General features: G+C 66.9%; 1 protein-coding gene. It reads left to right on the forward strand.

What is annotated here, in order from left to right:
* Positions 1-842 (forward strand): AarF/ABC1/UbiB kinase family protein (locus EQG76_RS27840; protein ID WP_159718319.1); only part of this gene is annotated, 842 nt, incomplete at both ends.

An 842-nucleotide genomic window follows, 5' to 3' on the forward strand; every position in this document is an offset into this window, starting at 1 on the left:
TTCAGCCATTTCGACCCGGAACCGTTCGCCGCCGCCTCGATCGCCCAGGTCCATCGCGCGGTGCTGCGGCAGACCGGCGAGGTCGTGATCGTGAAGGTCCGCCGTCCCGGGATCGTCCCGTCCTTCGAGGGCGATCTGCGGGTGCTCAAGCGGATCGTGGGCGTGCTCCAGTGGCTGAAGCTCGGCCGGCACATGCGCATGCAGGATGCGCTGTGGGAACTCGAGACGATGATGCGGGAGGAACTCGACTACCGCTACGAGGCGGCCAACCTCGAGCGGATGCGCAAGAGCCTGAAGCGGCATGGCGTGCACGTGCCGCGCCCGTTCTTCCATCTGTCGACCGCGTCCGTGATCGTGATGGAGTTCGTGCCGGGCGTCCTGATGTCGGAATATATCGAGGTCGCCACCGCCGACCCGGAGCGGGCGGAGATCTGGTGCCTGCAGAACGGGATCCGGCCGAAGAAGGTCGCCCAGCGGCTGTTCATCTCCGCACTGCGCCAGCTGCTCGAGGACAATCTGTTCCACGCCGACCTGCATCCCGGCAACATCATGCTGCTGCGCGACAACCGGGTGGCGCTGATCGACATGGGCACGGTCGGCACGATGGAGCGCGAGTTCCTCGACCTCTATCTGATGAGCCTGCGCGCGCTGGCGAAGAAGGATTTCTCGCGCGCCGCCGACTACCTGCTGCGGCTCTGCCCGGACCTGCCGACCCTCAAGCTGACCGCGCTGCGCCGCGACCTGATCCGCTCCTACCGCAACTGGGAGGCGCGCACCCACCTGCGCAACATTCCCTACCACGAGAAGGCGCTGAGCAGCGCCGGCTCGGACTCCGGCCGGAT

Origin of the sequence: Geminicoccus flavidas (assembly GCF_009806515.1) — a bacterium.
Lineage (GTDB): Bacteria > Pseudomonadota > Alphaproteobacteria > Geminicoccales > Geminicoccaceae > Geminicoccus > Geminicoccus flavidus.